The sequence below is a fragment of the Mesorhizobium sp. M5C.F.Ca.IN.020.29.1.1 genome, assembly GCF_003997375.1.
Classification (GTDB): Bacteria; Pseudomonadota; Alphaproteobacteria; order Rhizobiales; family Rhizobiaceae; genus Mesorhizobium; species Mesorhizobium wenxiniae.
Genome location: NZ_RZSW01000676.1, coordinates 1 through 2,768 on the forward strand (window position 1 = coordinate 1; position 2,768 = coordinate 2,768).

The 2,768-nt window shown below is 63.9% G+C and carries 2 protein-coding genes; one reads left to right on the forward strand and one right to left on the reverse strand.

Annotation, left to right across the window (positions count from 1 at the left end; genetic code table 11):
- The coding region (locus EOA85_RS31910; RefSeq protein WP_164760014.1) for a ribonuclease E/G at positions 1-1,890 on the forward strand (1,890 nt) is incomplete at its 5' end.
- Between the two features lie 94 nt (positions 1,891-1,984).
- Here EOA85_RS31910 and EOA85_RS31915 read toward each other — a convergent pair.
- The coding region (locus EOA85_RS31915) for a glutaminase (RefSeq protein WP_127212386.1) at positions 1,985-2,768 on the reverse strand (784 nt) is incomplete at its 5' end.

A 2,768-nucleotide genomic window follows, 5' to 3' on the forward strand; every position in this document is an offset into this window, starting at 1 on the left:
GTCATCCTGCGCACAGCCGGCGAAAGCCGTACCAAAGCCGAGATCAAGCGCGACTACGAATATCTGATGCGGCTTTGGGAAAACGTCCGCAATCTGACGCTGCAGTCCACGGCCCCTGCCCTGGTCTACGAAGAAGGCAGCCTGATCAAGCGCTCGGTGCGCGACCTCTACAACAAGGACATCGACGAGATCCTGGTCTCCGGCGAAGAGGGCTATCGCGAGGCCAAGGACTTCATGCGCATGCTGATGCCGAGCCACGCCAAGGTCGTGCAGCCGTTCCGCGACACGACTCCGATCTTCGTGCGCAATGGCATCGAGGCGCAGCTCGACCGCATGCTGCAGCCGCAGGTGACGCTGAAGAGCGGCGGCTACATCATCATCAACCAGACCGAGGCGCTGGTCGCCATCGACGTCAATTCGGGCCGCTCCACCAAGGAGCACTCGATCGAGGACACAGCGCTTCACACCAATCTGGAAGCGGCCGAGGAAGTCGCACGGCAGCTGAGGCTGCGCGATCTCGCCGGCCTGATCGTCATCGACTTCATCGACATGGAGGAGAACCGCAACAACCGCTCCGTCGAGAAGCGGCTGAAGGATCACCTCAAGAACGATCGCGCCCGCATCCAGGTCGGCCGCATCTCGCATTTCGGTCTGATGGAGATGTCGCGCCAGCGCATCCGTGCCAGCGTGCTGGAATCGACGATGAAGCCTTGCCCGCATTGCGGCGGTACCGGCCATGTGCGGTCCGATTCGTCTGTCGCGCTGATGGTTGTGCGGGCGATCGAGGAATTCCTCCTCAAGGATTCGCGCAGCCACATCACGGTGCGGACGCCGGCGGCGACCGCGCTCTATGTGCTCAACCACAAGCGCGGCACGCTGGTGGAACTCGAAAGCCGCTTCGGCCTGACCATCACCGTCGAAGCCGACGACACGGTCGGCGCCCAGCACTATGCGATCTTCCGCGGCGCGCTGGCTGAAAAGCCTGAAGGCTTCGTCGAGGTGCGCACCTTGCCCGCCTATGTCGAGCCGGAAGAGCCCGCCGACGAAACCGTCATTGAGGAGGAGGAAGACGAGGCCGTTGCACCGGCGGAGCAACCGCGCCAAGCTCAGCAGCCGCAGCAGCCAAGGCCAGGCGAGGATGGCGAAGGCCGCGACCGCAAGCGCCGCAAGCGCCGCAGACGGCGCGGCGGCAAGGATCGCGACCGCGAGCATGGCGCCCCCGTGGAAGTCGCGTCCCTCTCGGCCACAGCCGATGGCGTCTCCGAAGCCTCAAGCGATGAAGGCGCTGAAGCAGACCACGAGGACCAGGTCGGCGTCACCGAGGCGGTGGAAGCGTCGGATGACAGTCAAGAGCCTGATGAACGTCGGGGGCCGGATGAAGGTCAGGGCAAGAAGCGCCGGCGCGGCAAGCGCGGCGGCAAGCGCAATCGCCGTGAAGACGGCGAAGGCGAGGTCGATGCAGGCACTGCAGAATCGGCTGATGGCCCCGAAGGCGAAGTCTTGGAGGGCGTAACCGTCTCCAGCGAGCCGGTAGCAGCAATGCCGGTCGAAGAGCCTGTGGACCTTGCTCCGGCCAATGACGACATGCCGAGCGCCGAAAAGCCGAAGAAGCCGCGCCGCGCCGCCAAGCCGAAGAAGGCTGCGGCGGACGTCGTCGTCGAGACGCCGGTAGCCGAGCCGGAAACCTCTGCCGAGGCTCCCGCACCTGTTCCGGAGGAAACAGCCGTGGCCACCGTCGACGAAAAACCGACGGTTCGCCCATCGCGACGCAAGCCTGTACCGGTAGATGCGCCGGTTGAGCCGATCGTGTCTTCGACCGTTGCCGAAGAGGAAAAGACCGAGGAAAAGCCGAAGCGTGCCGGCTGGTGGCAGCGGAAAGGCTTCTTCTAAGCTTTTCGGTGGTTTAGCCTGATCTTTTGACCAAAGAATCCCGCGCTGTCTTGTCGACAGCGCGGGATTCTTCTTATCTGAATCGCCACAAGCTTTATGGCGCGAAGACCGACCAGTTCATCATCTTCGCCAGCCTTTCCAGCGCAATCGACCCCAGCCTGGAATTGCCGTTGGCGTTGAGGCCGGGCGACCATACGGCGAGCGAGGCCACGCCCGGCACGATCGCCAGAATGCCGCCGCCGACGCCGCTCTTGCCGGGGATGCCGACGCGAAAGGCGAAATCGCCGGAGCCGTCATAATGACCGCAGGTCAGCATCATCGCGCCGATGCGGCGGGCGCGCTCGGCTGACACCACGGAATGGCCGGTCGCCGGGTTCTTGCCGCCGTTGGCGAGGAAGCGACCGGCCAACGCCAGTTGCCGGCAGCTCATCGCGATGGCGCAATGGTGGAAATAGACGCCCAGCGCCAGATCCGGCGCGTGGTTGAGGTTGCCGAAGGATTTCATGTAGTTGGCAAGCGCCAAATTCCGAAACCCGGTAGCGCGTTCCGAAGCCGCGACCTCGCGGTCGATGATGATGGTCTCGTCGTCGGCCAGGAACTGGATGAAGCGCAGGATCTCGCCGATCGCCTCGCGCGGCTGGTGGCCAGCGAGCAGAATGTCGGAAATGACGATGGCGCCGGCATTGATGAACGGATTGCGCGGAATGCCGTTCTCATACTCGAGCTGGACGATCGAGTTGAACGGGTTGCCCGAAGGCTCGCGCCCGACACGCTGCCACAGCGCGTCGCCGACATTGCCGAGCGCCAATGTCAGCGTGAACACCTTCGAAATGCTCTGGATCGAAAACGGCTCATCGGCGTCGCCCGCTATCAGCACG